Here is a 23,506-nt window from a genome sequence, read left to right as displayed (position 1 = left end):
GCACTGGACCGCTGCCGCTGCGACCCGCCCACCGTGGACGGCGAGGGAACACGGACGCTGTGCGCGGTGGCGCAAGGGACGATCGCGGAGTCGGTATGAGACGGGCGGACAGGTGGGCAACGGGTAGCCGGAACAGCTCAGTTCGCCTGACCCGGCCCGACCCGAGTGCGGCCGGCTCTGACGACGGTGGCGTGGCTTCGGCGGTGGGCTGCGCGCCCTGCTCGGCGACCAGGCTCAGCCGAGCCGGAGCCTGCCTACGCCCCCCGGCCCACCTCCGCCAGCCGGTCGCGCAGGCGGGCCGTGTCCTGGCCGGGCGGCAGACCGTACGCCCGTCGGTACTCGCGGTTGAACTGGGTCGCGCTCAGATAGCCGACCTTCTCCGCGACCATGGACGCCGTGGTGTCCCCGGCGAGCAGCAGTCGGCGGGCCTCCTGGAGGCGGAGGTGCTTCTGGAAGCGGAGGGGGCTCATCCCGGTGCCGGCCTTGAAGTGGCGGTGCAGACTGGCGGGGCTCATATGGGCCACCGCCGCGATCTCCTCGACGCCGAGCGGCTCGGTGAAGCGGCCGCTGATCCACCGGGCCGCCGTACGGACCCTGGCCGCCGCGGAGTCGGTCAGGGTGAAGTGGCGAAGGGCCGGACCGAGTTCGCTGCCGAGCAGCCGGTAGAGGATCTCCGCCTCGAAACGCCCCGCCAGGGCCCGGATGTGCTGCGGGGTGTCCAGCAGCCGTACCCAGCGGGTGACCGCGTCGGCCAGTTCGGGCGTCATCGGCGTGGTCAGCCGGCCGGCGGGGTCCGGGCCGGGCAGCACGCTCGACCCCGTGCCATTCCGATCCCGCTCCTGCTCCCGCTCCCGTTCCGATTCCGGTGCCGGTTCCAGTTCGAGCAGGAGTTCCGCGAGCATGCCGTCGTCCAGGCGCAGCACCGCCGAGCGGTACGGCATCTCCTCGAACGTGGCCGTGACCGGCAGGACGAGCGAGTTGAGGAACGCCTCCCCGCGACCGCACGTCCAGCTCCGGTCGCCGGCGACGCTGCTCTTGGCCCCCTGCACGATGAAGCAGATCATCGGCTCGTACAGCATGTCGAGCGGCGCGACCATCTCGTCCAGCACCACCAGCCTCTGGCGCGGCACCGCGGTGTCGGTCCACATGTCGCCGCCGTGCCGGGCGATGGCCGCGCTCAGCTCCCCCATCGCCTCGATCGTCGTCTCGTCCATCAGCACTCCCTGAGAGAATCAGGCAATCCTATGCGGTCGACGGCCCATGCCCCTCGGCGTCCGCGCTCCTAGCGTTGACGACATGACACAGCACGGTGACGAACAGCAGCACAAGCAGGACCAGCAGGACGGGCAGGGCGAGCAGCAGGGCAGGACCGGCGCTCTTCCGGTACGCGCTCTCGGTGGGCAGGGGCTGACTGTCGGCGCGATCGGCCTCGGCACCATGGGCATGACCATGGCGTACGGCGCCGGTGACGAGCCCGGCGGCATCGCCACCATCCGCCGGGCGTACGAGCTCGGCGTCACCCTCTTCGACACCGCCGAGCTGTACGGACTGGGCACCGGAAGCAACGAGCAACTGGTCGGCCGTGCCCTGCGCGGCATCCGCGACGACGTCGTGATCGCCACCAAGTTCGGCTTCGACATGAGCGCGCCGCAGAACGCCGAGGGCTACCTCCTCAACAGCCGGCCCGAGCACATCCGCGAGGTCACCGAGAACAGCCTGCGCCACCTCGGCACCGACCACATCGACGTGCTCTACCAGCACCGCGTCGACCCGGATGTACCCATCGAGGACGTGGCGGGCACCATCGGTGAGCTGATCGCCGAAGGCAAGGTGCGCTACCTCGGGCTCAGTGAGGCGGGCCCCGACATCCTGCGGCGCGCGCACGCCGTGCACCCGGTGTCCGTACTGCAGACCGAGTACTCCGTGTTCGAGCGCGCCGTGGAGGCCGACGTCCTGCCCGTGGTGCGCGAGCTCGGCATCGGATTCGTGCCGTACTCGCCGCTCGGCCGGGGCTTCCTCACCGGCACGGTGAAGCCCGCCGCCGAGTATCCCGAGGACGACATGCGCAGCTGGGACGACCGCTGGCAGCCCGGCAACTACGAGCGGAACCTGACCGCCATCCACGAGCTGACCGCGCTCGCGACCACCAAGGGGATCTCCGTCACACAGCTGGCCCTGGCCTGGCTGCTGGCCCAGGGCGACGACATCGTCCCGATCCCGGGCACCCGCAGTCCGCAGCGCCTCGCCGAGAACGTGGCCGCCGCGGGCGTCACGCTCACCCCGCAGGACCTGGACCGGGTCCAGGAGATCCTGCCGAAGGGAGCCGCCGGGTCCCGTTACCCGGAGTCGATCATGCCGTCCTGGTGACGACCGGCGCGCCGGTTCAGCGGGCGATCTTCACCCGGCGGGTCTCCGCGACCTGGTCGATGTCCGACGTGCGGATCGTGACCTTCATCGTCCAGGTGCCGGCGAGGGGCAGGTTGAGGGACCGGGTTCCCCAGTAGCCGCCCTGGTCGGTGAGCTTGGCGTCGATGGGGCCGATCTTCTGGGACCGGAGGGTGAAGGAGAGCCGGATCTCGGGGACGGTGGCGATGCCTCCGTCGGGGCCGATGACGACCGCCTCGACCGTGTTCTCGCCGACGCGGCCCGGCTCCAGGACGATCTGGACCTTGCCGTGACCGCCCGGGGTACCCACGTCGAAGGGGATCAGGGTCGTGGAGGCGGTGCGGCCGTCCGCGGCGGCGCCCGCGGTGGCACCGGCCGCCGCCGCGGTCTCCCGTTCGGCGCGGCCGGGCTGGGTGCCGGTCAGGACCGTCGTGATGACCAGCACCGTCACGCCCACGACGACTTCGGCGAGGACGGAGCGGCGCAGGGATCGGTGGCTGGTGCCCGTTTCGTCCGGAGGGCCGGCGGCGGCGGGTGGGGACGGCGGCGTCGAGACGTCGGCGTCCACTCCCACCGCTCCCACCACCCCGGCCGGCTCCAGTACGAGCGCCTTCGACGGCTGTGCCGCCTCGTCCGTGAGCCGGGCCGTCCAGCGGCGCGAGAAGCCCGCCGCGGCCAGCAGCAGCGCCACCGCACCCGCCTTCGCGACCAGGAGCCGGCCGTACGAGGTGCCGAACACCGCGTCCCACGAGCCCAGCCCACGCCAGGACTGGTAGACGCCGGTCAGCACCAGGACGGCGACCGAGACGAAGGCGAGCCGCGAGAAACGGTGCACGACGGCGGCCGGAAGCGGGGTCTGCGACCGGTGGAGCGCGGTGAGCAGGGCGCCGAGACCGCCCAGCCAGACCGCCATCGCCAGCAGGTGCAGTACGGAGGAGGTCATCGCCAGGGGTACCTGGATGCCCGCGGACGCGTGCTCGGCGACGGCCCAGGTGCCCGCCAGGGCGACGGCCAGGAGCCCACCGCCCACGAGGACGGCCGCCTTCGGTTCAGCGACCCGTTCCGGCTCCGCCCCCGGTTCCGGCTCCGCCCCCGATTCGGCCCTCGGTTCCAGTTCCGGTTCTGAATCCAGTACTGGTTCCGGTACTGGATCCGGTCCGGCCGGGCTCCGTAGTCCGGTCTCCGTCCGTACGAGGAAGACCGCCGCCCCCGCCAGCAGGACCAGCCGGGCGAGCAGCGCCCAACCCGGCCTGGTCGTCAGCGTGTTCTCCAGGAGGGCCGGGTCGAGGAGGGTCGAAGGGCCGGTGCCGCGTTCGTAGGGGCCGCGCAGGAAGACGAGGACGACCGTGGTGACGAGGAGGGTCCACCAGCCGGTCCTGACGAGTCCGCGTACCGGTTCCGGACTGGGCGGACGGCAGGCGAGGACGAAGACCGCCACACCGACGAGCAGGGCGACGGCGGCGTACGCGGCGTAGCGGGCCATGTCGTAGAGGGCGCCCGAGGCGGGGTTCACGGCCGGCTCCGCGGAGACGGCGGCCGTCGTCTCGGAGGGCTCGCCGATGGAGAAGGTGAAGGCGCCGGAGATGGGGTGGCTGTCCGCCGAGACCACGCGCCAGGCGACCGTGAACGTACCGTCGGACAGACCGTCCCCGAGCCGTACGCGGACCTGGTCCGAGTGGCCGGGTACGTGCTCCGTGTCGCCCGCGTTCACCCGGCGGTTCTCGGGGCTGAGGACGCGCAGCGAGTCGTCGGTGATGCCGACCGCCTCGGTGAAGGTCATGGTGACCTGGCGCGGCGCGCTCTGCACGACGGACCCCTCACGGGGGTCGGTGTCCCGCACGGCCGAGTGGGCGGACACAGAGCCCGCACCGGCGAGCAGGAACAGCGTGCCCAGCAGGGCGACGACGAGTGAGGCCGCGGCCCGGCCCGGCGCCGGTATCCGCGACAGCGTCCGTGACCGCGTCCGTGACGGCACCCCGTGTGTGCGGCGCGCTCGGCCCACGACGCCTCCCCCTGCTCCTCGTGCCGTACTTCTCGTACCGATTCACGTCGGCTCCACCGGTTCGCACCGGTTCGCGCGACCGCCGTGTACGTCCGCGACCTCTGTGGGGGTACGGATGTACGCGGCACGCTGTTCAACCCCGCCCGCGCCCGCCCGGAGCACGCGCTCACCACGTCGGCCGCGCCGAGACCCCTCCGTCCACGACCAGGTCGTGCCCGGTGATCCAGGAGGCCATCGGCGAGGCGAGGAACACACAGGCGTCGCCCACGTCCTCCGGGCGTCCGAGCCGCCCGGTGGGGGCCGCCTCCCGCCAGCGCCGTACGCCCTCCGGCCACGCCTGCGCGAGACCTGCGCGGTCGATCAGCCCCGGGGAGACGCTGTTCACGCGGATTCCGTAGGGACCGTACTCCAGGGCCGCCGAACGCGCGTGCGTGACGACGGCCGCCTTCGACGCGGAGTAGTGCGCGTGGTGCGGGGCGGGGTGCGTGGCCTCGATGGACGCGATGTGGGTGATGCTGCGCTCGGGCGCCTGTCCGTCCCGCATCAGTTCGGCCGCCGCCTGCGTGCAGGCGAACACGCTCGACACGTTCGCGTCGAGCACCGCCCGCCAGTCCGCCGCCGTCATGCCGGGCAGTTCCTGGACCGGCTGTACGCCCGCGTTGTTGACCAGGGCCGTCAGGACGCCGTCTCCCCAGTCCGCGGCCTCGCGCACCACCCGGTGGCACTCCGCCTCCACGGTGAGGTCGGCCCGCAGGGCCACCGCGCGTCCGCCCGCGTCCTCGACGAGAGCGACGACCTCGCTCGCCGCCTCCGCGTTCGTACGGAAGTGGACGGCGACGGCCGCCCCCGCCGCGGCGAACCGCAGCGCGATCCCCCGTCCGATGCCGCCCCCGGCCCCGGTGACCAGCGCCACCTGCCCGGCCAGCAGACCGTCCGGCAGCCCGGTCACGGCCGGCTCAGCGCGGCGATCCGCGCGGCCTCCGCCGGGTAGCGGGCGGCGAGTCCGGGCCCGTCCCCGTGCTCGTAGCCCTCGTAGGTGAAGCCGGGCGCCATCGTGCACCCGAAGAACGACCAGGCTCCGTCCGCGCCGACCCGCGCGCCCATCCACGTACGCGCGGGCACGGTGAACTGGACGTGCTGGCCGCCGAGGACGTCCGGGCCGAGCAGGACCGTACGGGAGCTGCCGTCGGGGGAGAGGAGGAGCAGCTCCAGCGGATCCCCCAGGTAGAAGTGCCAGGTCTCGTCGGCAGGAAGGCGGTGCAGGGCGGAGAAGTCGCCGGGCCGCGAGGTCAGCAGGGCCACGATCGCGGAGCCCTCGGGCCGTCCGTCGGACCGCTCGGGGCCCGCCCAGGTACGGCGGAAGAGGCCGCCCTCTCGGGGAATGGGTTCCAGCCGGTAGTGAGCGACAAGGGCTTCGGGAGTGACGCCGGAAGGGGTGCCGGGGTTGGTGCCGGGATTGGTGCCGGGATTGGTGCCGGTGATGTCATTGGCCACCCACCGACCATGCCCCATGGGCAGTTGTCGATGCGCCGACTCGTACCGGCGAGCGAGCGGGCTGAACCCGTACGCGGGATGATCGGACCATGGACGTCACCCTGCACCTGTCCCAGCAGCCCGAGGCCGACGAGCTCCTCGGGCGCAGCCCGCTCGCCGCCCTCGTCGGCATGCTCCTCGACCAGCAGGTCCCGATGGAGTGGGCGTTCGCGGGCCCGTACACGATCGCTCAGCGGCTCGGCGGGGACGATCTCGACGCGCACGAGATCGCGGGGTACGAGCCGGAGGCGTTCGCGGCGCTGCTGTCCACGAAACCGGCCGTGCACCGCTACCCGGGTTCGATGGCCAAGCGGATCCAGCAGCTGTGCCAGTACCTGGTGGAGCACTACGAAGGGGACGCGGCGAAGGTCTGGGCAGGCGCCGAGTCCGGGGCGGAGACGGGCGCGGACCTCCTGCGCCGACTGGAAGAGCTGCCCGGCTTCGGCACGCAGAAGGCCCAGATCTTCCTCGCCCTGCTCGGCAAACAGCTCGGGGTACGCCCGAAGGGCTGGCGTGCGGCCGCGGGCTCGTACGGCGAGGCCAAGTCCTTCCACTCGGTCGCGGACATCACGGGGCCGGAGTCGCTGACGAAGGTGCGGGCGTACAAACAGGAGATGAAGGCCGCGGCGAGGGCCTCCGGCGGGTGACGGGGGTGGGGGTGCCGTGGGATGTGGCGCCGAGGTGCCGAGGTGCATTGAAACGGCGGCATGTTCGCCTGCGGCTGCCGCACCTGGTCAGCAGGGGTGGCCGGGTCGGGCCAGTCAGGTCCCGGCGCGGTCGGCCGCCGGCAGCTGCGGTCGGCTCCAGCCCAGGCGGGTCGGCCCGGCCGGATCGGGGCGGGCGTGATCGGCACGTGATCGGCGCGTTCAGCCGCCAGCAGGTGCCGATCCGGTGAGCCGCCGTCCGGTCGGTCGCAGGCTGCGCGGTCACAGTCGGCTCGGACCGCAGGCGGGTCAGGTCGGGCCCAACCTGGCAGGCGGCTCAGCCACGGCCCGGACCGACCCGGCCGACCGGACGCGGTTGACAGGATCGACGCCTGCTGGCGGCTGACGGCGCCTGAAGATGCCGATCGCGCCTCTACGCGCCGATCGGCGCGGCTCCGGCCGGTCGCAAAGGGCGGCGGTCGCGGTCGAGCCAGCCGCAGGCGGCTCAGGCGGGCTTCGGTTAGCGGCTGCGGCGGGCCGTGCCGAAGATCGATCGGGTGATCTCCCTGCCGATCTGCGTGCCCAGGCTGCGCGTCAGTGACTTGAAGACCCCGCTGCCGACGACCTGCCGAACCACGGACGGCTGCTCCCGCTGCTCCCGCTGGTGCCGATCGGGCTCCGTCTTCCGAGGCCGAGGCCGGGCCTCCCCGTCCGCCGCAGGCCCCTCCCCGGTGTCCGTCAGCCGCTCGTACGCCGATTCGCGGTCGATCGCCTCGGCGTAGCGCGCGTGCAGCGGCGACTCCTCGACCGCGCGGTCGAGGACCGCCGGGTCCACCGGGCCCATCAGGGACTCCGGCGCCCGCAGCCGCGTCGCCGCGACCGGCGTCGGCGCGCCCCTCTCGCTCAGGACGGTGACGACGGCCTCCCCCGTGCCGAGTGCGGTGAGGACCTCCTCCAGGTCGTACGGGGAGTCGGGGAACGTCCGCACCGTGGCCTTGAGCGCCTTCTGGTCGTCCGGGGTGAAGGCGCGCAGCGCGTGCTGCACCCGACTGCCCAGCTGGGCGAGGACGTCCTGGGGTACGTCCTTCGGGGTCTGTGTGACGAAGAAGACGCCGACCCCTTTCGAGCGAATGAGCCGGACGGTCTGCGTGATGGAGTCCAGGAACGCCCTCGACGCGTCGGCGAAGAGCAGATGCGCCTCGTCGAAGAAGAAGACGAGCTTCGGCCGCTCCACGTCACCGACCTCCGGCAGGTCGTGGAAGAGGTCGGCGAGCAGCCACATCAGGAACGTGGAGAAGAGCTGCGGTTTGTCCTGCACCGCGGGCAGTTCCAGTACGGAGACCGTGCCCCGCCCGTCCTCCGCCACCGTCAGCAGCTCGTTCGTGTCGAACTCCGGCTCCCCGAAGAACGGGCTCATCCCCTGCGCCTCGAACGCCGTCAGCGAGCGCAGGATCACCCCGGCCGTGGCCGAGGACAGACCGCCGATCCCCTTCAGCTCGGACTTGCCCTCGTCGGACGTCAGGAAGGTCGCCACCGCCCGCAGGTCCTTCAGATCGACCAGCTCCAGACCCTTCTGGTCGGCGTAGTGGAAGATCAGGCCGAGCGACTGCTCCTGGGTCTGGTTCAGCCGGAGCACCTTGGCCAGCAGGACCGGACCGAAGCTGGTGACGGTCGCCCGTACGGGGATGCCGTGGCCCATGCCGCCGAGGGCGTAGAACTCGCAGGGGAAACCGGCCGGCCTCCACTCCTGCCGGACCTCCGCGGCCCGCGTGCGCACCTTGCCGCTGTCCTGCCCCGGCGCCGAGATCCCGGAGACGTCACCCTTCACGTCCGCGAGGAACACCGGCACGCCCTGCGCCGACAACTGCTCGGCGACGAGTTGCAGGGTCTTGGTCTTGCCGGTTCCGGTGGCCCCGGCCACCAGACCGTGCCGGTTGAGCGTCGACAGCGGGACACGGATCTGCGCGTCGGGCAGACACCGCCCGTCCCACAACAGGGCTCCCAGATCGAGCGTGGGCCCTTCGAAGGCGTACCCGGAGGCGATGTCCTGGACCTCCTGGGGGAGCAGTGCTTCCTGTTCCTGGGGGAGCGGCGCCTCCTGCGGGGCTTCGGGCGGCTTCGGCGGCGGCGCTTCGCTGTCAGTCATCGTCAGTCACTTCCGACCCCTGTTCCCGGTTTGCCCGAACCTGTCCCCGACCCGGTTCTGAACGGATCATGAACGGGTGATCCGGGAGAATTACCGGTTTGCCCACATTTACGACGTCATTTCCAGCGTCGCACTCCGCCGCCATGGCTGCGCTCGGAAGCTCTTGGCCGGTAGGCTTTCCGTGTGATCTTCAAGCGCATCGGAAACGGACGGCCGTACCCCGACCACGGCCGGGAGAGCACCCGGCAGTGGGCGGATGTCGCGCCGCGCCCGGTCCGCCTCGATCAACTGGTGACGACCAAGGGCCAGCTCGACCTGGAAACGCTGCTCGCCGAGGACTCGACGTTCTACGGCGACCTCTTCGCGCACGTCGTGAAGTGGCAGGGCGACCTGTACCTGGAGGACGGTCTGCACCGCGCCGTCCGCGCCGCGCTCCAGCAGCGCCAGGTGCTCCACGCCCGCGTCCTCGAACTGGACTGAGTCCCTCCGCGGACCCTGGGCCCGACCGGACTTCCACCGGGACACCGGGACACTGGGACCGGACGCCCGCCTTCCGGCCCTCCTGGCACACCCGGTCCACCCGGCCACCCGAGGTCGCGTCGCGCCGCCCCCGGCGGTCGAGTCGTGCCCGGGTACCGCTGATGTCCGTCCGGGTTGGACCTTTTGGGTTGGACTGAACCCCGGTCAATGATCATCTAGTAGGCATCGACGCTCCGGCACACTACGCTGCGCCCATGAGCATGCTCACTCCCCCTGGCATGGGCGGCCAGTACCGGATCACGGGGGACAAGTACCCACGGATGCGCAGAAACCGGGGGCGCCGCAAAATCGTGCTCGCGGTCGTCGCCTCCGTCGCCGCACTCGGACTGGTCGGCTGGGGAACCCTGCAGCTCATCGATGTCTTCACGGGCGGCGGCGCCAAGGCGTCGGCGGCAGGCGGGGCCACGGACTGCAAGGCGTCCCCCTCCCCGTCCGCGAGCCCGGTCGAGGCCGTCCTCCTCAAGCCCGGCCAGATCACGGTGAACGTCCTCAACGCCACGGCCCGCGCCGGTCTCGCCAAGGACACCGCCGACGCGCTGAAGAAGCGCGGCTTCAAGATCGGCGAGGTGGGCAACGCCACGAAGGCGTACGACAAGAAGGTCGACGGGGCCGGCCTGGTGCTCGGCGCGAAGGCGGCCGCCGACACCGCGCTCCCCGTCCTCGCGACGCAGCTCGCCGGCGCCGAGACGAAGACCGACACCCGGGCCAAGCCCGCGGAGGTCGACCTGATCCTCGGCAAGACCTTCAAGGCCCTGACGACGAAGAAGGACGCCGACAAGGCCCTGACCACCCTGGCCAGGCCCGCACCGACGCCCTCGACGACGAAGAAGGACTGCTAGCCAGCTGCTGGCCAGGCCCTGTCGGACCGCGGGCGCGCGCCCTCACGGACGCCCAGTGCACCCGCGCGGGCGCCCGCCCAGTGCGCCCGCGCGCCGGTCCTCCGGGGCCGCCGGGTCCTCCCGTCCGCCCGGCGGTCGGTTATTCGGCCGTGCCGTACATACGGTCTCCCGCGTCGCCCAGGCCCGGGACGATGTAGCCGTGCTCGTTCAGGCGCTCGTCGACCGACGCCGTCACGACCGTGACCGGGGCGCCCGCCAGCTCGCGCTCCATGACCTCGACGCCCTCGGGAGCGGCGAGAAGGACCACGGCGGTCACGTCGTCGGCGCCGCGCTTGATCAGTTCCTGGATCGCGGCGACCAGGGTCCCGCCGGTGGCGAGCATCGGGTCCAGGACGTACACCTGGCGTCCGGAGAGGTCCTCCGGCATACGGGTCGCGTACGTGGACGCCTGGAGCGTCTCCTCGTCGCGGATCATGCCCAGGAAGCCCACCTCGGCGGTCGGCAGGAGGCGCACCATTCCTTCGAGCATGCCGAGGCCCGCCCGGAGGATCGGTACGACGAGGGGCCGCGGGTGGGACAGCTTGACGCCCGTGGTGCCCGACACCGGGGTCTCGATGTCGACCTGCTCGGTGCGCACGTCCCGCGTGGCCTCGTAGGCGAGCAGGGTGACCAGCTCGTCGGCGAGCCGACGGAAGGTCGGGGAGTCGGTGCGGCGGTCGCGCAGCGTGGTGAGCTTATGAGCGACCAGGGGGTGGTCGACGACGTGGAGACGCATGCCCACAAGGGTATCCGGGCCCGTCCAGCCCGCCTGTCGCCCGCCCGTCGCCCGTCGTCACCTGGTTCCCACCCGGTACGCACCCGGTACGCACCCGGTGGTCCGGGACGCCTCACCGTTACCACCCCGCAAACCTCCGGTGGCATCAAACCGCCTGCCGGAGGGAAAGTGGGAGGGATCGACTGGGGGTGTTGCGGATGCCGGAACCGGAGCAACAGAACCGGGAGGACCTGGAGAGCGACGCCCAGCGCCGCAGACGCCGGGCCCAGTTCCTTCGGGATCTCACGGAGGCCCGGGAGCTGCGCGACAGGGTGCAGCCACGCCGGGCGAAGACGGCCCGGCTGCGCCACGCCATGCGCATGCGTACGTTCCGCTGGTAGGTGCGCGCGTGCAGGGCGGCAGTTCACCGTGGCCCTCCAGCCCACCACTGTGGCCCTCCAGCTCGTCACCGTGGCCGTGACCGTCCAGCCCGTCACCGTGGCCGTCCAACCGACGCCCGGCCGCCTCGGTGTCCCACCGCCGGTAGACGCCTCCGCGCGGACCCCACCACCCGGCGCGCCGTCGGCACACCACCGCACACCACCGCGCGCGCCCAGAAGGCGCGCCGCGCCGCGACCCGCCGGGCACCCCTCGGACAGCCGCGTACGAAGCGGGGGTTCTGTCGGCGTACGATCCCGCTGTCGGTGGGCGCCGGGCGCCCAGGTGAGGCCCTGCGGCGGCGCGACACACGCGTCACGCGACCCGGCGTGAAGACGCGACCGGAACACAGCGAGCCGAAGACCTCTCCTGAGCGCTCTGTTTCTGCCACGATTCCGAGTGGGCGGGACTCGGAGCACGCGCTCCCCGCCCACAACCTCCGCCGGGGGGACCCCCAACCGGCACGCCTAGGACCAGTGGGAGAGTCACGGTGTACTTCGCCGCACTGCTCGCGCGCACCGAAGACGGATGGGAAGCGAGCGACACAGAGCTCGACGATGTGGAGACCCTGTCGGATCTGACCGACCTGGCCCGCGAAGCCTCGGTCGACGACGACACGGTGCTCGTCTTCATCGAGCAGGAGGACGCGTGGTTCGGAGTCGTCCGCGTGGACGGCGAGGAGGACCCTCGCATCTACGTCTCGGACGCCGCGGCCGCTGCCCGTAGTTCGTACGGCGAGATCCTGCTCACGGACGAACTGCTCGGAAGGGATCCCGGCGACGACGGCGTCGCCGACCTGGACTCCCTCGACCTCGACGGCACGGAGGACGGTGAACCCGAGGACGAGGCCGACGCCGACGAGGAAGACGACGTCAGCACCACGTCCAAGGGCGAGATCGTGCCGTCCGGACCCATCGGAGACCGCGAGGTCCTCGTCGATCTCGGGGTGGACGAGAAGGAGTTGCTGGCTCTGGACAGCACCGACGCACTCGGCGAGATCGCCGAGGTCCTCGGGGCGGCGGAGGTCCTGGAGACCGTCCGCTGACGCCCTCGGACCCCGACACCCAGGAGAAGCAGGTCCCCGAAGCCACCGAAGCCCACGGAAATCACGGAGATCACGGAGATGACGGGGTCTCCGAGGTCCCTGCGGCCTCCGTGGCCCCCGAAAACCCCGACCCCGACCCCGTACGCGACCGGTGGCGGCCCGCGATGCGGCTCGCCCTCGACGAGGCCGGGGCGGCCGGCCGAGGCGAGGACGTGCCCGTCGGTGCCGTCGTGCTGTCCCCGGACGGCACGACGGTGCTCGCCACCGGGCACAACGAACGCGAGGCGGCCGGCGACCCGACCGCCCACGCCGAGATACTGGCGATCCGCCGGGCCGCCGCGAGGACCGGCGAGTGGCGGCTCACCGGCTGCACGCTCGTCGTCACCCTCGAACCCTGCACGATGTGCGCCGGCGCGATCGTCCAGTCCCGCCTGGACCGGGTCGTCTACGGCGCCCGGGACGAGAAGGCGGGCGCGGCCGGCTCCCTCTGGGACGTCGTCCGCGACCGGCGTCTCAACCATCGGCCCGAAGTGATCACCGGTGTGCTCGACGACGAGTGCGCCCGGTTGCTCACGGAGTTCTTCCGCGGCCGCTGAGCCGCTCCGGACGGGCCTCTTCGAACGTCGGATCCAGGCCCGGCCCGACCGGGACCGACCGCCGCATACGGATTTCCGAGCACGGCCCATCGTGGGCTAGGATCTCTCTCGGTAGCGTGTCCGAGCGGCCGAAGGAGCTCGCCTCGAAAGCGAGTGTGGGGAAACTCACCGAGGGTTCAAATCCCTCCGCTACCGCAGGTAGATGAAGGGCCCGGTCCGATGGACCGGGCCCTTCGTGCTGCTCCGGGACGCCGCCCCGGTGTGTCCGGTGGCCGAACCGAGCGAACCCGCCTATACGTACGCCTTGCGTCCCGTCACAAGAAATGGACGACTCACACCCCTTTCCAACACTCTTGAAAGATCGTCAGATCAAGGGCCCGGGGTTAGACTCGCCGCCGGTGACAGGGGTTACGACAAGCTCAGAGGCAGAGACAGCAGGCACACGGGGAGGCCGCGATGGCGGTGAATTCGAAGAAGATCGCCGTCTACGTACTCGTGGTCTTCGTTCTGTACGTGATCATCACCGACCCCGAGAAGGCGGCGGACTACGTCCAGATAGGCTTCGAGGGCATATCGAACGCCGCTCGGGCCGTCGGTGACTTCATGACCTGGATCGCCCACGGGGCCAAGGACTGACCGAGGTCCGCCCGGGTCCCGCCCCACGCCTCGCCTCCGTCTCAGTCTCCGTCTCAGTCCCTGTTCGCTCTGGGAGCGCATGTGATCCGCCACCTGGTCCTCTTCAAGCTCAACGAAGGTGTCGAGCGGGACGACCCGCGCGTCGTCGAGGGCGTCGCCGCCTTCCGTGCGCTCGGCGCACAGATCCCCGAACTGACGTTCTGGGAGTGCGCCTGGAACATCACCGACCGCCCCATCGCGTACGACTTCGCCATCAACTCGGCGGTCGAGGACACGGACGCGCTCAAGCGGTACCTGGAGCACCCCGCGCACCAGGCGGGCGTAGCGCTGTGGCGCGAGTTCGCCACGTGGGTGATCGCCGACTACGCGATCTGACCCCGAGCCGCCCGCCGGCCCTCCTCCCGGCCCCACCGTGCGCGCACACCCACGCGCACGCGCGCACCGTCGGCCCATGGCCCCTCGCCCGGACGGCGGGGGGTTGTTTCATGCCCGGACCCATGCCCGGACCCATGCCGGACTCACGCCCGGCACCCTCCTCGGCTCCGTCCCCGGCATCCTCCCGCCCTCAACACGAAGTGATGAGGTGCTTGCACACAGTGCACATGTCTTGTGATGCTATGACCGCTTTTGATCGATGAGTTGACGCATGTGTCTGACGGACGTCGTTCGGACTTGTGTTTTCACGGGTTGACGGACCCAGAGGTGGAGTTGACCGTGCCGGCCAGTACCGCGCCTCAAGCACCTCCCCAGCAGAAGCCGCAGGCGCAAGAACGGCTCGACGAACCAGGCGAGTCCCAGGAGCCGAGTCCACAACGCCGCCGCGGGGCCGACACCCGGGCCCTCACCCAGGTCCTCTTCGGCGAGCTCAAGGACCTGGAGCCCGGCACCGCCGAGCACGGCCGGGTGCGGGCCGCGCTGATCGAGGCGAACCTCCCGCTCGTGCGGTACGCCGCCGCCCGCTTCCGGTCCCGCAACGAGCCCATGGAGGACGTCGTCCAGGTCGGCACCATCGGCCTCATCAACGCCATCGACCGCTTCGACCCCGACCGGGGCGTGCAGTTCCCGACCTTCGCGATGCCGACCGTCGTCGGCGAGATCAAGCGGTACTTCCGCGACAACGTCCGCACCGTCCACGTACCGCGCCGGCTGCACGAGCTGTGGGTGCAGGTGAACAGCGCCACCGAGGACCTCACCACGGCCTTCGGACGCACGCCCACGACCGCCGAGATCGCCGAACGGCTGCGCATCACCGAGGACGACGTGCTGGCCTGCATCGAGGCCGGCCGCTCGTACCACGCGACCTCCCTGGAAGCCGCCCAGGAGGGCGACGGGCTGCCGGGCCTCCTCGACCGGCTCGGCTACGAGGATCCCGCACTGGACGGCGTGGAGCACCGGGACCTCGTACGGCACCTCCTCGTCCAGCTCCCCGAGCGGGAGCAGCGCATCCTTCTGCTGCGCTACTACAGCAATCTGACGCAGTCCCAGATCAGTGCCGAGCTGGGCGTCTCACAGATGCATGTGTCAAGGCTGCTCGCCCGCAGCTTCGCCCGGCTGCGATCCGCAAACAGGATCGAAGCGTAACTCCGGGGAGCGAATCGCTCCCAAGACCCTTTTCCTGACGTTTCTGTGGCCAAAAAGCGTCAGACCCCCCTTTTCCAGGGCCTATTCGCCTTCTCTCTGTCGACAAGTCACTACAGCGTGTTGCCGACATGTGACATTCTTCCGGTGACGCGTTTGCCGCAGCCTCGCCTCCGGTATTCAGGTGGAGGCTGCGTTCCTTCGACGGGAGCGTCCGCCGCGACCGTCCGCGACCCAAAGGGGGTGGCATGTCCGCAGACCAGGGCAGCTCGAAGGTGCTCACGCTCGCGAAGAGCGAATCCGCGCCCGACGTGCTTCACAGTGTCGTTGTCGAGGTACCGGCCATCCCGGCCGCGGAAGCCCCGGCCTTCCCCCCGACCCCGGAAGTGATCGACACCCGCACTCTGTCCCGCTCCCTGTTCCTGCGGCTCGCCGCACTCGACGAGAACAGCCCCGAGCGTGCCTACGTACGAGACACACTCATCGAACTCAACCTCCCACTGGTGCGTTACGCGGCCGCCCGTTTCCGGTCACGCAACGAACCGATGGAGGACATCGTCCAGGTCGGCACCATCGGCCTGATCAAGGCGATCGACCGCTTCGACTGCGAACGCGGGGTGGAGTTCCCGACGTTCGCGATGCCGACCGTCGTCGGTGAGATCAAGCGGTTCTTCCGGGACACGTCGTGGTCGGTGCGGGTACCGCGCCGGCTCCAGGAGCTGCGGCTCGCGCTGACCCGGGCGAGCGACGAGCTCTCCCAGAAGCTGGACCGCTCGCCGACCGTCGCCGAACTCGCCACCGTGCTCGGTGTGTCCGAGGAGGACGTGGTCGACGGCCTGGCCGTGGGCAACGCCTACACGGCGTCGTCCCTCGACTCGCCGGCCCCCGAGGACGACGGCGGCGAGGGCTCCCTCGCGGACCGCCTCGGCTACGAGGACACGGCGCTGGAGGGCGTCGAGTACCGCGAGTCCCTGAAGCCCCTGCTCGCCAAACTCCCGCCCCGGGAGCGGCAGATCATCATGCTGCGCTTCTTCGCCAACATGACGCAGTCGCAGATCGGCGAGGAGGTCGGCATCTCCCAGATGCACGTCTCCCGGCTGCTCACGCGGACGCTGTCGCAGCTGCGGGAAGGTCTCATCTCCGACTGACCCGGCCGTTGCGCGGCTGCTGTCCGGCCGTCGCCCGGCGGTCGATCCACCGCCGGGCCACTGCTCAAGTCAGGGTTTCGCTCAAGGCCCCGTTCGGGGCTTCATAATTGACGGGTCGTCAGCCACACTGGCGCGATGCGTCGACGGGTGGAACAGCGGTCGATACGTGGTCGTCGAGGGGCCCTTGGGGGCGCTTCGGCGGCTGTGGTCTGCCTGGGGGCCGTACTGGTCGCCTGCGCGGGCGGCGGTGAGGGCGCTGGAGACGGTTACGTCGCCGTACAGCGCCCTTCGCCGTCCGTGAAGGCGGTGCCACCCACGGGCGACGTGGAGTTGGTGCCCCTGAAGGGCGACTCGGCGTCCAACGGGACGCCCGGATCCGGGAGTTCGGCCCCGCCCGACGACGCGCGGTCGAGCGGGGGCGGTACGGGCTCGTCCGCGTCCGGATCGGCCGGCGCCCAGGGCGGCCCGCGGGACGACACGCAGAGCGGCGCTCAGGACGGCGCTCAGGGCAGCGGCGGCCGTACGAACCCGTCGCCGTCGTCGGACGACGGCGGTACGGGTGACGCGGGCGGCGGCGGTGGCGGAACGGCCGGAGGTTCAGGGTCGGGGTCGGACCCCGCGACGCCCGCCGGTCCCGCCGTACTGGCCGTCGGCGATCCCGAGCGGGGACCCGCCGACGAGCGCTGGTGCGAGAAGGTCACCGTCACGTTCCACAACACCGGGGGTACGGCGGTGCGTTCGGGCACGGTGACCTTCGGGACGCACGTCATCGGCGCGCTCGGCATCGACTGGGCGACCGTCGAGTCCACCGAGCGGCTGCCCGTGCCGATCGCTCCGGGCAGCCGGGAGAAGAAGACCTGGACGGTGTGCGTCGACGCGTGGCGGGTGCCTCTCGGCATGCACGTCGAGACGCGGGACGTGTCCGTCCGGTGGGAGTAGGGCGCCCGCCTGCGCTCAGGCCCGGTCAGGCGCCGGTCGTGGCTACTTGAGTGCGAGCCAGGCGACCACGGCGACGACCGCGACGGCCACGATCACACCGACGATCAGACCGACACGGGGACCTCGGGTGGCTCGGGGAGCTGCCTGCTGCTGACCGCTCTGCGGGTCGTCGACGAACGCTCGGAACATCTGGGTGCTACCCGCGGGGTCGTAGTTGCCCTCGGGGCCCTGGGTGTTTGCCATGCGCGTGACCCTATCGGGTGCGTTCGGCGACCCCAAGTTTCGGGGGCCGACTTCCGCTGCTACGTACCCTTTTTCGGTCGGCGGACCACCGACCCCGCCGGAACGGCCCGGTGAGCCCGTCCCACCTGCAGGTTTACGTTCGCCAATACTTGCCTTTGCCAAGGTTTTAGCCCACAGGTCCCCTTTTCGTTTGCCTGCAGCAACCAACAGTTCTTATGGTTGCCTCAAGCAACAAAAGAGGGAGGTGCGATGGCCGCTCGACGGCAGTACGAGGAGCTGGCACAGCAGCTGAGCGGCATCGGCGCCGTGAAGCGGGGCCTGGGCCGGGTCCTCCCGCACGACTGCCCGGCGGGCTCCGCCGCGGTGCTCACCGTGCTCGACCGGCACGGCGAGATGCGGATGAGCCGCCTCGCCGAGCTGCTCGCCATCGACATGTCGGTGACCAGCCGGCACGTGGCCCACGTCGCCGAGCACGGCTGGATCGACCGGTCCCCCGACCCCGCCGACAAGCGCTCGCGCATCCTGCGCCTCACCCCCGCGGGACAAGGCATGCTCGCCGAACTCTCCGAGCGCTATATGAACGCGCTCGCCCACTACCTGGCGAACTGGTCGGACGACGAGGTCGACCAGCTCAACACCCTGCTCGGGCGGCTGCGCGCCAGTTTCGGCGACTGCAGGTCCGTACCGGCCTCGACCCTCCTGCCGGCCGCGACGCCGGCGGTGCCGCACCCGGAGGTCACGCACTCCTCGACCTCACCGCCTGCCACACCCGTCGCGCCCGAGGAGTCCGAGAAGTCCGGGGTGCCCGCAGAGGCGTCCGGCCGGATTCCCGCAGCGACGCCCGCAGAGCGGACCGCCCGTACACCCGTTTGACGCATCACAAGAAAAGGAAGCCCATGGCAACCACCACACCAGCCGGTGTGCGGGGCTCACACGCCAAGCACGGAGGCGCCCCCGACGGCGCCCCGATGACGCACCGGCAGATCATGGAGGCCCTCTCCGGGCTGCTGCTCGGCATGTTCGTCGCGATCCTGTCGTCGACGATCGTCTCCAATGCACTGCCCAAGATCATCGGCGACCTGGGCGGCGGCCAGTCCGCCTACACCTGGGTCGTCACCGCCGCGCTGCTGTCGATGACCGCGTCCACGCCCCTGTGGGGCAAGCTCGCGGACCTCTACAACAAGAAAGCGCTCGTCCAGATAGCCCTGATCGTGTTCGTGCTGGGATCGGCCGCCGCCGGCCTGTCGCAGAACGCCGGCATGCTGATCGCCTGCCGCGTGGTGCAGGGCATCGGCGTGGGCGGTCTCTCCGCCCTCGCACAGATCGTCATGGCCTCGATGATCTCCCCGCGCGAGCGCGGCCGGTACTCCGGCTACCTCGGCGCCACGTTCGCAGTCGCGACCGTCGGCGGCCCGCTGCTCGGCGGTGTCATCACCGACACCAGCTGGCTCGGCTGGCGCTGGTGCTTCTACGTCGGTGTCCCCTTCGCGGTCATCGCGCTGATCGTGCTGCAGAAGACCCTGCACCTGCCCGTCGTGAAGCGGGACGTGAAGGTCGACTGGGGCGGCGCGTTCTTCATCTCCGCCGCGGTCTCGCTGCTGCTCCTGTGGGTCACCTTCGCGGGTGACAAGTACGACTGGGTCTCCTGGCAGTCGTACGCCATGGTCGGCGGCGCGATCGTGCTCGGCCTGATCTTCGTGCTCATCGAGTCGAAGGCCAAGGAGCCGATCATCCCGCTGCGGCTCTTCCGCAACCGGACCATCACGCTCTCCTCCATAGCCTCGCTCTTCGTCGGCGTCGCGATGTTCTCGGGCACCGTCTTCTTCAGCCAGTACTTCCAGCTGGCGCGGAACGAGTCGCCCACCATGTCGGGTGTGCTGACGATCCCGATGATCGCCGGTCTCTTCGTCTCCTCCACCGTCTCCGGTCAGATCATCACCAAGACCGGCAAGTGGAAGGCCTGGCTGGTCGGCGGCGGCGTGCTCGTCACGGCGGGCCTCGGTCTGCTGGGCACCATCCGGTACGACACGGACTACTGGCGGGTCGGCGTCTTCATGGCGCTGCTGGGTCTCGGCATCGGCATGATGATGCAGAACCTGGTGCTGTGCACCCAGAACCAGGTGGCCCCGCAGGACCTCGGCGCGGCCAGCTCCACGGTGACCTTCTTCCGTTCCCTCGGTGGCGCGATCGGCGTCTCCGCGCTGGGCGCGGTGATGGCCACCCGGATCACCCACTACGTCGACGACGGCGTCGCCGGTCTCGATCCCAAGTACGCGGCCGCGGGCGCCAGCTCCAACGGCGCCATCCCGGACATGGACACGCTGCCCGGCCCGCTGCGCACGGTCGTGGAGAGCTCCTACGGGCACGGCATCGCGGACGTCTTCCTGATCGCGGCCGCCACGGCGCTGCTCGCGTTCCTCGTCACCCTGTTCATCAAGGAGGTCCCGCTGCGTACGACGGGCGGACTGGCGCAGGCCGCCGAGGCCAAGGCCCAGGCGGAGGGCGTGGCCGAGGTACCGGCGGAGGTCACGGCGGTCGCCGAGGCCACCCCGGCGGTGACCGGATCGACCGGCGCGCTCCCGGCGGCCCAGGCCGCCGAGAGCGGCCCGAGCCCGAGCTGGGCCGTCGCGGACACCGAGAACAGCACCGACAACAGCACCTCAAACGGCAACGGCAGCGGCGGCGTCGGGTCCGGTCCCGAGGGCACCCAGCGGCTCGCGGGCCTCGCCACCCTGGCCACCGAGAACGGCTCCGGAGCGGCTCCGGCCGCCGGCGGGGTCCCGGTCCACGGATTCGTGCGCGGCGCCGAGAGCGCGCCCGTGCCCCGGGCCGCCGTCACGCTGATCTCCCTCGCGGGCCGTCAGCTGGGCCGCGCGGTCGCACAGGCCGACGGCGGCTACGCGGTGGACGCGCCCGGCACGGGTTCGTACGTGCTGATCGCCTCCGCGGACGGGTTCCAGCCGCAGGCCTCGACGGTCGTCGTGAACGGTGAGCCGCTCGCGTACGACATCCTGCTGAGCGGCACGAGCGGGCTCTCCGGAGCGGTGAAGGCCGCCGACGGCGGGCGTCCTGTCGTGGGCGCGATGGTCATCGTGACCGACGTGCGCGGCGACGTGCTGGCCACCGGGACCACCGGTGAGCAGGGCGAGTTCACCTTCGCCGAGCTGGTGCCCGGTGCCGTGACCGTCGCGGTGAACGCCGCCGGACACCGGCCCCGTGCCCTGATGGTCGAGGTCGGCGGCGCCGGGGTCACCCGGGTCGAGGTCGAGCTGACCTCCGGGGCGCAGCTCCAGGGCGTCGTGCACGCGCCCGGCGGGCCGCTGGGCGACGCCCGGGTCACGCTCGTCGACGCGGCGGGCAATGTGATCGGCACCGCCACCACCGGCGCGGACGGGGCGTACGCCTTCACCGACCTGGACAGCGGCGAGTACACGGTCATCGCGACCGGATACCCGCCGGTCGCCACGGCGCTGACCGTCAAGGGCGGCGGCGCCGAGGGCCACGACATCCGGCTCGCCCACCCCGGCGAGTAGCCGGGAACCCGGTAGTCACAACTCCGGCAGTCACAGACTCCGGTGGTTACAGGCCCCGGCCCGTGGAGCGCGTTCCGAGCGGAGGCGCGCTCCACGGGCCGGTTTCATGAGATGAGGTTGCTTGCAATGGGACTGACCGCGCGGATCCGTACGCGGGACGGCTGGGCCGTGTCGCACGCGGTCGTCACGATGACCGACATGACGGGCGCCCAGGTGGTGCGCGCCGAGGCGGACGAGGAAGGCACCGTACGGGACGCGGTCGAGCTGGCGCCCGGCGCGTACACGGTGATCGTCACGGCCGTCGGATACGCACCTGTCGCGTCCAGCGCCATCGTCACGGCCAGTGGCCGTGCCGAGGTCGGCACCGTGACCCTCGCCCGGCAGGGCGGCACCGAGCTGCCGCCGCCGGGCCCCTGGACCGTCGACCCGGCCCACTCCTCCGTGGGCGCGGTGGCCCAGCACCTGGGCATCTCCAGCGTGCACGGGCGGTTCACCGAGTTCGCGGGCCTGATCGAGATCGCCCCGGACGAGATCGCCAAGTCGCGGGTGGAGGCGGTGATCCGGGCCGACTCGATCGACACGGGCAACGCCATGCGGGACGGCCACCTGAAGTCGTCCGACTTCCTCGACGTCGAGCACCACCCGGAGATCAGGTTCGTCTCCACGGGCCTGGCCCCGGACACCGGCAGCGACCGCTGGACGGTGCACGGCGAACTGACCATGCGCGGGGTCGTACGCCCGGTCGACCTGTCACTGTCCTACCTGGGCACGGGCGCCGACCCCTGGGGCGGGACCCGGGCGGCGTTCCGTGCCACGACCGAACTGCGCCGCGAGGACTTCGCGATGAACTACAACCAGGTCGTCCAGGCGGGCATCGCGGCCATCGGTACGACGCTGAAGGTCGAGCTGGACATCCAGGCCGTGCAGGGGGAGACACTCCCGCAGGCGTAGGCACGCCAGGAGCAGGCTCGGCCGCGGCACACCGCCTAAGCTGCCCGCATGGCACCGAACATCGCGACGAACACCTCCGTATCGCTGGACGAGTTGCTGGACTTCGTCCGTCCCCGGCACCGCGCGATCCTGCTGACCCGCAGGTCGGACGGCAACCCTCAGGGTTCGCCGCTGACCTGCGGGGTCGACGACTCGGGCCGGGTCGTCGTCTCGACCTACCCGGAGCGCGCCAAGACCCGCAACGCCAAGCGCGACGACCGGGTCAGCCTGATCGTCCTGAGCGACGAGTGGAACGGGCCCTGGGTCCAGATCGACGGCACGGCCGAGGTGATCGACTCCCCCGACTCGGTCGAACCCCTGGTCGAGTACTACCGCAACATCGCGGGCGAACACCCCGACTGGGACGAGTACCGCGAGGCGATGCTCAAGCAAGCCAAGTCGATCATCAGGATCACCCCACAGACCTGGGGCCCGGTGGCAACAGGCGGCTTCCCCCCGAAGCAGCCGGAGCAGCCGGAGCAGCCGGGACAGAAGTAACCGACCCGATCGGGGGGCGCATTTCAGGGGCGCGGGGAACTGCGCAATCTTTCAGCCCCCGGGCGACGGCGCCCCGTCCCCTCCAACCCCTGGGGCAACCCCCGCATTTCAGGGGCGCGGGGAACTGCGCGCCCAGCCCTCACTCACCCGCACCCGCCCACCACCCCGCGCCCTCCCACTCACTCACCGCTCCCCGCGCAGCACCATCACCTCGATGCCCGCGATCACCAGATCCAGCGCGAAGTGAAAGTCCCGCTCATACATCTCCTCCAACGTGCTCCCCCCACGCGCCCGCATGATCTCCTCCGACTCCTCCAGCATGTCGTCGAGTTCAGGAGCCTCCCGCAACATGCTCAGCGCCTGCTGGAAATACGCGTCCGGACTCATCCCCGCCTCGGCCGACCGCACGGTCAAATGCCCCTCGATCGTGCCGAACCCGTACACGAACTGGAAGACCGCCGAGATCGCCCCGGACAGCCGGTGCGTCGGCAGCCCCGTCCCACGGATCACCCGCTGCACGGTGCGCGAGAAGGCGACCGACCTGGGCCCGATGTTGAGAAACGTCCCGGTGAGCGGCGACACCCACGGATGCCGTACGAGAAGGGTCCGGTACCCGGTGGCGATCGCCCGCAGCTGATCCCGCCAGTCCGGCCCCGAACCCGGCTCCGAACCCAACTCCGAGTCGAGATCCGGCAGCTCCAGCTCCCCGTACACCGCGTCGAGCGCCAGCTCAAGAAGGTCGTCCTTGGTGTCCACGTACCAGTACACGGACATCGCGGTCACGTTCAGCTCCGCCGCCAGCCGCCGCATCGAGAACCGGGCAAGCCCCTCCGCGTCGAGCAGCCGTACCGTGACCGCGGTGATCCGCTCCCGGTCCAGGGACGACGGCTGACCGCCCCGCGCACCACCGCCTCGCGGGGCCTTGCCCTCCAGCCACACACTGGTCCGCGCCGGGCGCTCGGCCCTGTCGGCTGCCCTCACCATGGCGCACCTTCCTCGGAACTCGTGACGGAGAGGGC

The 23,506-nt window shown here is 71.0% G+C and carries 23 protein-coding genes, 1 tRNA gene and 1 pseudogene; 17 read left to right on the top strand and 8 right to left on the bottom strand.

Annotated elements, in window-relative coordinates; all coding sequences use genetic code 11:
• Positions 1-254: 254 nt before the first annotated feature.
• Complete coding sequence (locus tag ACLVWQ_RS32160; protein ID WP_414112750.1) at positions 255-1,214, bottom strand: AraC family transcriptional regulator; 960 nt, start codon at positions 1,212-1,214, stop codon at positions 255-257.
• 82 nt (positions 1,215-1,296) lie between these two features.
• Here ACLVWQ_RS32160 and ACLVWQ_RS32155 point away from each other — a divergent pair, with 82 nt between their 5' ends.
• On the top strand, positions 1,297-2,367 hold the full coding sequence (locus tag ACLVWQ_RS32155; RefSeq protein ID WP_414112749.1) for an aldo/keto reductase: 1,071 nt from the start codon (positions 1,297-1,299) through the stop codon (positions 2,365-2,367).
• A 16-nt stretch (positions 2,368-2,383) separates the two neighbouring features.
• Here ACLVWQ_RS32155 and ACLVWQ_RS32150 read toward each other — a convergent pair whose 3' ends face one another.
• The 3 genes from ACLVWQ_RS32150 to ACLVWQ_RS32140 form a co-directional block, all read right to left on the bottom strand.
• Positions 2,384-4,387, bottom strand: a complete 2,004-nt coding sequence (locus ACLVWQ_RS32150; protein WP_414112748.1) for a copper resistance protein CopC — start codon at positions 4,385-4,387, stop codon at positions 2,384-2,386.
• Between the two features lie 166 nt (positions 4,388-4,553).
• A complete protein-coding gene (locus tag ACLVWQ_RS32145; protein ID WP_414112747.1) occupies positions 4,554-5,336 on the bottom strand; it encodes an SDR family NAD(P)-dependent oxidoreductase in 783 nt (260 codons plus the stop codon).
• Positions 5,333-5,869, bottom strand: coding sequence for a cupin domain-containing protein (locus ACLVWQ_RS32140; RefSeq protein ID WP_414112834.1), 537 nt, complete (start codon positions 5,867-5,869; stop codon positions 5,333-5,335). Before ACLVWQ_RS32140 ends, ACLVWQ_RS32145 begins: the two co-directional genes overlap by 4 nt.
• Before the next feature lie 101 nt (positions 5,870-5,970).
• Here ACLVWQ_RS32140 and ACLVWQ_RS32135 point away from each other — a divergent pair, with 101 nt between their 5' ends.
• A complete protein-coding gene (locus ACLVWQ_RS32135; RefSeq protein WP_414112746.1) occupies positions 5,971-6,567 on the top strand; it encodes an HhH-GPD-type base excision DNA repair protein in 597 nt (198 codons plus the stop codon).
• A gap of 517 nt (positions 6,568-7,084) precedes the next feature.
• On the opposite strand, the gene ACLVWQ_RS32130 is transcribed toward ACLVWQ_RS32135, so the two are convergent.
• Positions 7,085-8,710, bottom strand: a complete 1,626-nt coding sequence (locus tag ACLVWQ_RS32130) for a helicase HerA-like domain-containing protein (protein WP_414112745.1) — start codon at positions 8,708-8,710, stop codon at positions 7,085-7,087.
• Positions 8,711-8,893: 183 nt separating this feature from the next.
• Between ACLVWQ_RS32130 and ACLVWQ_RS32125 the strand changes: the two genes are divergently transcribed.
• Positions 8,894-9,190 carry a type II toxin-antitoxin system VapB family antitoxin gene (locus tag ACLVWQ_RS32125; protein WP_003999914.1) on the top strand — a complete coding sequence of 99 codons (297 nt, stop codon included), beginning with the start codon at positions 8,894-8,896 and terminating at the stop codon, positions 9,188-9,190.
• A gap of 254 nt (positions 9,191-9,444) precedes the next feature.
• Positions 9,445-10,089, top strand: a complete 645-nt coding sequence (locus tag ACLVWQ_RS32120) for a LytR C-terminal domain-containing protein (RefSeq protein ID WP_414112744.1) — start codon at positions 9,445-9,447, stop codon at positions 10,087-10,089.
• Positions 10,090-10,228: 139 nt separating this feature from the next.
• Here ACLVWQ_RS32120 and upp read toward each other — a convergent pair whose 3' ends face one another.
• Positions 10,229-10,864: a uracil phosphoribosyltransferase gene (gene upp / locus ACLVWQ_RS32115; RefSeq protein WP_414112743.1), complete on the bottom strand. Its 636-nt coding sequence runs from the start codon at positions 10,862-10,864 to the stop codon at positions 10,229-10,231.
• 197 nt (positions 10,865-11,061) lie between these two features.
• Between upp and ACLVWQ_RS32110 the strand changes: the two genes are divergently transcribed.
• The 9 genes from ACLVWQ_RS32110 (at position 11,062) to ACLVWQ_RS32070 (ending at position 17,223) form a co-directional block, all read left to right on the top strand.
• Positions 11,062-11,244 (top strand): hypothetical protein, encoded by a 183-nt coding sequence (locus tag ACLVWQ_RS32110; RefSeq protein WP_414112742.1) that lies wholly within the window; start codon positions 11,062-11,064, stop codon positions 11,242-11,244.
• A gap of 527 nt (positions 11,245-11,771) precedes the next feature.
• On the top strand, positions 11,772-12,326 hold the full coding sequence (locus tag ACLVWQ_RS32105; protein ID WP_414112741.1) for a hypothetical protein: 555 nt from the start codon (positions 11,772-11,774) through the stop codon (positions 12,324-12,326).
• Between the two features lie 164 nt (positions 12,327-12,490).
• Positions 12,491-12,922: a tRNA adenosine(34) deaminase TadA gene (tadA, locus tag ACLVWQ_RS32100; protein ID WP_414112833.1), complete on the top strand. Its 432-nt coding sequence runs from the start codon at positions 12,491-12,493 to the stop codon at positions 12,920-12,922.
• 110 nt (positions 12,923-13,032) lie between these two features.
• A tRNA-Ser gene (locus tag ACLVWQ_RS32095) sits at positions 13,033-13,117 on the top strand.
• 261 nt (positions 13,118-13,378) lie between these two features.
• A complete protein-coding gene (locus tag ACLVWQ_RS32090) occupies positions 13,379-13,558 on the top strand; it encodes a hypothetical protein (protein ID WP_414112740.1) in 180 nt (59 codons plus the stop codon).
• 81 nt (positions 13,559-13,639) lie between these two features.
• Positions 13,640-13,933, top strand: a complete 294-nt coding sequence (locus ACLVWQ_RS32085) for a Dabb family protein (RefSeq protein WP_414112739.1) — start codon at positions 13,640-13,642, stop codon at positions 13,931-13,933.
• A 339-nt stretch (positions 13,934-14,272) separates the two neighbouring features.
• On the top strand, positions 14,273-15,139 hold the full coding sequence (locus ACLVWQ_RS32080) for an RNA polymerase sigma factor SigF (protein WP_414112738.1): 867 nt from the start codon (positions 14,273-14,275) through the stop codon (positions 15,137-15,139).
• A 245-nt stretch (positions 15,140-15,384) separates the two neighbouring features.
• A complete protein-coding gene (locus tag ACLVWQ_RS32075; protein ID WP_414112737.1) occupies positions 15,385-16,284 on the top strand; it encodes an RNA polymerase sigma factor SigF in 900 nt (299 codons plus the stop codon).
• Positions 16,285-16,419: 135 nt separating this feature from the next.
• A complete protein-coding gene (locus ACLVWQ_RS32070; RefSeq protein WP_414112736.1) occupies positions 16,420-17,223 on the top strand; it encodes a hypothetical protein in 804 nt (267 codons plus the stop codon).
• Between the two features lie 42 nt (positions 17,224-17,265).
• Here the strand turns inward: ACLVWQ_RS32070 and ACLVWQ_RS32065 are convergent, their stop codons facing one another.
• Entirely contained in the window at positions 17,266-17,466 is a 201-nt protein-coding gene (locus ACLVWQ_RS32065; RefSeq protein ID WP_414112735.1) for a hypothetical protein, read from the bottom strand.
• 249 nt (positions 17,467-17,715) lie between these two features.
• On the opposite strand from ACLVWQ_RS32065, the pseudogene ACLVWQ_RS32060 reads away from it, so the two are divergent.
• The 4 genes and pseudogenes from ACLVWQ_RS32060 to ACLVWQ_RS32045 form a co-directional block, all read left to right on the top strand.
• Positions 17,716-18,186, top strand: a pseudogene (locus tag ACLVWQ_RS32060) (MarR family winged helix-turn-helix transcriptional regulator); the annotation flags it as partial.
• Between the two features lie 176 nt (positions 18,187-18,362).
• Positions 18,363-20,999 carry an MFS transporter gene (locus ACLVWQ_RS32055; protein WP_414112734.1) on the top strand — a complete coding sequence of 879 codons (2,637 nt, stop codon included), beginning with the start codon at positions 18,363-18,365 and terminating at the stop codon, positions 20,997-20,999.
• 126 nt (positions 21,000-21,125) lie between these two features.
• The gene (locus tag ACLVWQ_RS32050) at positions 21,126-21,950 is read left to right on the top strand and encodes a YceI family protein (protein ID WP_414112733.1); all 825 of its coding nucleotides are present in this window, start codon (positions 21,126-21,128) and stop codon (positions 21,948-21,950) included.
• A gap of 48 nt (positions 21,951-21,998) precedes the next feature.
• A complete protein-coding gene (locus ACLVWQ_RS32045) occupies positions 21,999-22,487 on the top strand; it encodes a PPOX class F420-dependent oxidoreductase (protein ID WP_414112732.1) in 489 nt (162 codons plus the stop codon).
• 183 nt (positions 22,488-22,670) lie between these two features.
• Here ACLVWQ_RS32045 and ACLVWQ_RS32040 read toward each other — a convergent pair whose 3' ends face one another.
• Positions 22,671-23,471, bottom strand: a complete 801-nt coding sequence (locus ACLVWQ_RS32040; protein WP_414112731.1) for a TetR/AcrR family transcriptional regulator — start codon at positions 23,469-23,471, stop codon at positions 22,671-22,673.
• Positions 23,472-23,506: the final 35 nt, after the last annotated feature.

Source organism: Streptomyces sp. CWNU-52B, assembly GCF_047444975.1.
Classification (GTDB): Bacteria; Actinomycetota; Actinomycetes; order Streptomycetales; family Streptomycetaceae; genus Streptomyces.
The sequence above is the reverse complement of the archived record's forward strand: the minus strand, read 5'-3'. Positions and strand labels throughout refer to the sequence as shown.